Genomic DNA, 4,935 nt, shown 5'->3' on the forward strand with positions numbered 1-4,935 from the left:
ACCCCAAGCCCGAGCTGATCAAGCAAGATGGGGTCTCGGTGGCAGGCAGGAAAGAATTCGACACGGGTGGACGAAGCGCTCCCGGCAAGCTGATGAAGAGCCCGTGGTCTTTTAAACACTACGGAAAGTGTGGGATGCCGGTCTCGGACTTGCTGCCTCGTATCGGAGCCTGCGCCGACGACCTGGGACTGATTCGCTCGATGCGCTCCGAGAGCAACAACCACGTCCCTGCCGTGTACCACATGCTCACGGGCTCGATTCTGGCGGGCCGTCCCGGGCTGGGAAGCTGGGTGAGCTACGGCCTGGGAACCGAGAATCAAAACCTCCCCGCCTTTGTAGTAATGACCGATCCGCGTGCCCTAGTGGGTGGCGGCGCGGGCAACTGGAGCGCGGGTTTCCTGCCAAGTAACTACCAAGGAGTCCAGTTTCGCAGCTCAGGCCTGCCGGTTCTCAATCTCAAGCCGCCTACGGGCCTCTCCCCCGAAAAGCAACGTGAACAATTAGATTTCCTGCAAAAGCTCAACGAGGAATTTCTTCGCGAACGGCCTCAGGAACAAGAGCTTGCGGCACGCATTCGCTCCTACGAGCTGGCGTATCGGATGCAGTCCGAAGCCACCGAGGCCGTTGATCTCGCCAAAGAAACGGAGGCAACCAAGGCGCTCTACGGGATGGACAAGCCCGAGACGGAGATTGTTGGGAGGCAGTGCTTGCTGGCCCGGCGCTTGGTCGAGCGCGGCGTGCGCTTCGTGCAGATCTACTCCGGCGGCGGTGTGTTTGACCAGAGCTGGGACGCGCACAATGGGATGGTCGCCAACCACGAAAAACGGGCAAGGGAGATTGATGTTCCCGTCGCCGGTTTGCTCAAGGATCTTAAGCAGCGCGGGCTTTTCGAGGACACGCTAGTCGTCTTTCACACCGAGTTTGGCCGCATGCCCTTCACGGAGGGCGGCACGGGGCGCGATCATAACCCCAAGGCGTTCTCCGTCTGGCTGGCGGGCGCGGGCATCAAAGGCGGCACGATCTACGGCGCGTCGGATGAGCTGGGGTATATCGCATCGGAAAATGTCCAGACAGTCTACGACCTCAACGCCACGGTACTGCACTTAATGGGCACGGATCATACGAAGCTCACCTATCCCTACAGCGGCAGAAACATGCGCCTCACTGATGTCAGCGGCGAAGTCATCAAGCCCATTCTGTCCTGATGGCCTGAGTCATTATGAAACGTCTTGTTATTATCCTTGGCCCCGAGCTGCTCTGGCTCCTGTTTTTCCTGCTCTCGTTCTGGCTGGCATCGCGCAACACCCCGCCGACACTGACAGGCAATACGTTTCTGGAGCGGGCGTGTGTGATCGGGGCGTTCGTGGCGATCGCGCTCACATTCACCGTCTTTTTCGTTCCGGGCGTGCACCGGGGCTGGCTCCTGGGGCGGTTAATAATCGCCGTGATGATCGGTGTCAACGCCTGCCTCTTCAAGCTCATCGCCGGCATTGACTACGGCGACTCCCGCAACTCCGGCGTCCTAGGGATCTGGGTCTACGGCATTTTAGCCGGTGGCGTCGCCTTCGTCCCCGGCATCATCACCACACTGGTTCTCCTCAGCCGTGGGATGGCTCCCCCCAAATAAAGCCCATCATGGCAACCTACCCAAGACCAACACAATGTTTCCATTGCGGGTGCTGGCTCATCTATAGTGTGCAAGTGCATCCGAAGAAGCCTCTCACCACAACTGGTGCTGTGTGGAGAATCCACTACGAATGCCCAGGTTGCCAGCTCGGTCAATTTGCCCCTGCCTGCTACTACGGCGAAGAATACTCCCAAAAAGAAGCGGAAGTACTCATGGTGCAACAGAATCTTCTCCAGGAAACAGAAGAGGCACACGAAGCGATTCGGCACTGGCGAGACGAAGTGCAGCGCCGCGACGCCTCCCATATCCAGCGTTTTTGGGAAATATTCGATGCGACATTCCCCTACTGGAAAGATAAGGCTGAGCACCTTCCGCTCACACCAGAGAACATGGCAAGTATGCAAAAGTACCTGTATTGCCTTAGTCTCACGTTCTACTCACAAGAGGCGGACGGCTCGCTCAATTGGGAAATAAGAGCAGAAGTCATGCGTTGGGAGGTACGCCTCGACCCCATACACCAGCACCATGATCGTGACCGTGACCCGAATTACGTTGAGTCTGCACTGCAAGGGATCAAGGAGTATTTTGAGCAGGAATGGGCAGGATCAAAAAGAACACTCACTCTCGAAGCGTATCTGGGCTCGTTGGTTTTGGAGTCCTATCAGTCCACTCCAGACAAATTTCCAGGAGAGCTGTGCCACTTATCTCTGGAAAGATAACAAACAAATGACAAAAAGTTGAGGGCCGCTTTGCCTGCCTAGAAACCAGCCCGAGGCGAGGTACTTGGGTGCTCGCTTCAGAGTCGTAGCTCGCCACCGTGAGCGCTTCCGCATCGGTCAGCCCCACAGCCCGGCAAGTGCGACAGTGTTAAAGAGGCACACGTCCCTTGTGCAACGCAATCTTAGATTTCATCGTGTTCAAATTCATCTTGGTATCCTTTTACATGTCTTTTTTATGTACGGGTATAATCCAGGTGCTATGAAGCTGCTTTTGCACTATCTCCCGCTCTGCCTGATTGCTCTGACCGCAGGCACTCAGCAAAAAAACGTCGCCGTCGTCCCTCCCACGCAGCCGTCCAAGCTGAAGTTTGAGAAGATCGTGATCAATGCCCGCTCAGACTTTGAGGCGGCGGGTGCGGCGGACATCAACGGCGACAGCAAGCTGGATGTCGTCTCCGGCGACACCTGGTACGAAGCGCCGCGCTGGACGCCCCATACATTTCGTGAGATTGGGGTTTGGGGGCGCGGGCCAGACTCCAGCGGCTACCGCGCGAGCTTTGCGGAGCTTCCGGTAGATGTAAACGGCGACGGCAAGCGCGATATTGTCTCGTCGGACTATGCCAGCGCCGAGCTTTTCTGGCACGAGAACAACGGTAGCCTCACGGAAAACTGGCCACGCCACTCCATTGCCAAGCCGGGCAGTGCGGAGACCACAGTTTTTGCGCCGCTTCTGGGCAAGGACGACAAGACCAGTATCTTGCCCAACTGTGGCGGGCAAGTGGTCTGGTATGAGCTTCGCGCCGGGCAGTGGATCGAGCATAAAGTTGGTAACCAGGGCGCGGGCCACGGCATTGGTTTTGGCGATGTGAACCGCGATAGCAAGTGCGATCTCATCACGCCCAGCGGCTGGTGGGAGAACCTCGATGCGCGAAATGACAAGTGGATCTGGCACGCGGAGTTCGCCTGTAAGCCCGGCGACCTGGGCATCTCCACCCCTGTCTACGACTTCGACGGCGACGGTAAAAACGACATTGTCTTTGGGAGCGGGCACAACTTCGGGCTCTACTGGCTCCATAATTTAGGTGGTGGCAAGTGGGAGCAGCTTCCGATTGATCTGTCAGCGTCACAGTTTCACACCCTGGTGCTGGTTGGGGATAAAGTATTCACCGGCAAGCGCTACAAAGCCCACGACCACGACCCCGGCGCGGAGGAGCCACTGGGCCTCTACTACTACCAGTTCGACAAGAAAAAGAAAACCTGGCAGAAGTTTGTGATTGACTCGGGAACCCAAACAGGCACTGGGCTCCAAATTGTGGTGCAGGACATCAACCGGGACCGTAAGCTAGACATTATCGCGCCCGGCAAGAGCGGGCTATATCTCTTTTTAGGAAAGTAAATCTCGTTCTAATTTAGATCGCCCCCATGAACGGGAGCGTGTTATTGTCCTCATTCTTCGGACACGAAGGGCGTCCCGCCCATAACCAAGTTTACTGAGGATCGGTATGGCCGGAACGGCCATTGTGTCGGAGCCCGCGACAACAATAAGACGCCCCCGTTCATGGGGGCGATCAAAAACGCGGGGCGAAGGAGCATTTTATGAATCGTAGAGAATTTCTCGCAGGACTCACCGCACTGGTGCTCCTGCCCTGCGCCGCGAAAGCGCAGGAGCATAAAGTGGATGTGGTCTACGGCCACAAGCTGGGGTGTGCGCTGACCATGGATGTCTTCACACCCGCGAAGCCCAACGGAATCGGCGTGATCTGGATGGTGAGCGGCGGCTGGGTCTCCAACCATAACTCCATCAACCCTGGCTGGGCCAAGCTCATGACCGACCGCGGCTTGACGGTCTTTCAAGTGGTGCACGGCAGTCAGCCCAAGTTCGCGCTCCCCGAAATTCTGGAGGACATCAACCGCTCCGTGCGCTTTATCCGCACCCATGCGAGCGAGTACTCCGTTAACCCCAATCGGCTCGGAATCTGCGGGGCAAGTGCGGGTGGGCACCTCTCGCTCATGATGGGCGCCTTTGGTGGCCCCGGGAAAGACGATGCAAAAGATCCCGTGGATCGCACCTCAAGCGCCGTGCAGTGTGTTGCCGCCCTCTTTCCCCCAACCGATTTTCTCAACTTTGGCAAAGAGGGTGCGATCTCGCTCGATAACCCGATGCTCCAAGTCTTCCGCCCTGCCTTTGGCGTTCCCGCCAGTGCGAGCCGCGACGATCAGCTTGCGCTGCTGAAGAAACTCTCGCCGTACTATGGAGTCACGGAGAAAATGCCTCCGACGCTTTTGATCCAGGGAGATGCCGATCCACTGGTGCCGCTACAGCAGTCTGTGCGGCTCGCGGCGTTGTTGAAAGAGAAAAATGTCCCGTATCGCCTTGATGTCAAGCCAGGAAAAGCACACGGCTGGGTGGGCGTTGAAAAAGAGCTGATTGTGATGTCGGAGTGGTTCGAGAAGTACTTAACCCCGTAGACCACAGATTTTATGAGAGAAAAGAAGAACATGCGTAGTAATCAGGTGATTTTCGGGGTGCTGGGCTTGGCCCTACTGGGGGGCTGCGGTGGTGGAAGCGGTTCGGGCTCGGTGACTCGT

Annotated in this window: 5 protein-coding genes; all 5 read left to right on the forward strand. The window is 57.2% G+C overall.

Annotated features, from left to right (window positions below; translation table 11 throughout):
* Positions 1 to 1,205 (forward strand): DUF1501 domain-containing protein (locus ACH2EH_RS09735; RefSeq protein ID WP_395141184.1); only part of this gene is annotated, 1,205 nt, incomplete at its 5' end.
* 14 nt (positions 1,206 to 1,219) lie between these two features.
* Complete coding sequence (locus tag ACH2EH_RS09740) at positions 1,220 to 1,627, forward strand: hypothetical protein (protein ID WP_395141186.1); 408 nt, start codon at positions 1,220 to 1,222, stop codon at positions 1,625 to 1,627.
* A gap of 8 nt (positions 1,628 to 1,635) precedes the next feature.
* On the forward strand, positions 1,636 to 2,346 hold the full coding sequence (locus tag ACH2EH_RS09745; RefSeq protein ID WP_395141187.1) for a hypothetical protein: 711 nt from the start codon (positions 1,636 to 1,638) through the stop codon (positions 2,344 to 2,346).
* A gap of 259 nt (positions 2,347 to 2,605) precedes the next feature.
* Positions 2,606 to 3,742, forward strand: a complete 1,137-nt coding sequence (locus tag ACH2EH_RS09750) for an FG-GAP repeat domain-containing protein (protein ID WP_395141189.1) — start codon at positions 2,606 to 2,608, stop codon at positions 3,740 to 3,742.
* Positions 3,743 to 3,942: 200 nt separating this feature from the next.
* The gene (locus tag ACH2EH_RS09755; protein ID WP_395141191.1) at positions 3,943 to 4,815 is read left to right on the forward strand and encodes an alpha/beta hydrolase fold domain-containing protein; all 873 of its coding nucleotides are present in this window, start codon (positions 3,943 to 3,945) and stop codon (positions 4,813 to 4,815) included.
* Positions 4,816 to 4,935: the final 120 nt, after the last annotated feature.

The sequence above is a fragment of the Armatimonas sp. genome (assembly GCF_043760365.1).
Taxonomy (GTDB): Bacteria; Armatimonadota; Armatimonadia; order Armatimonadales; family Armatimonadaceae; genus Armatimonas.

Coding starts and splice junctions, on each gene's coding strand:
- ACH2EH_RS09745 (WP_395141187.1), top strand. CDS start 1,636: ATGGCAACCTACCCAAGACCAACACAATGTTTCCATTGCGGGTGCTGG.
- ACH2EH_RS09750 (WP_395141189.1), top strand. CDS start 2,606: ATGAAGCTGCTTTTGCACTATCTCCCGCTCTGCCTGATTGCTCTGACC.
- ACH2EH_RS09740 (WP_395141186.1), top strand. CDS start 1,220: ATGAAACGTCTTGTTATTATCCTTGGCCCCGAGCTGCTCTGGCTCCTG.
- ACH2EH_RS09755 (WP_395141191.1), top strand. CDS start 3,943: ATGAATCGTAGAGAATTTCTCGCAGGACTCACCGCACTGGTGCTCCTG.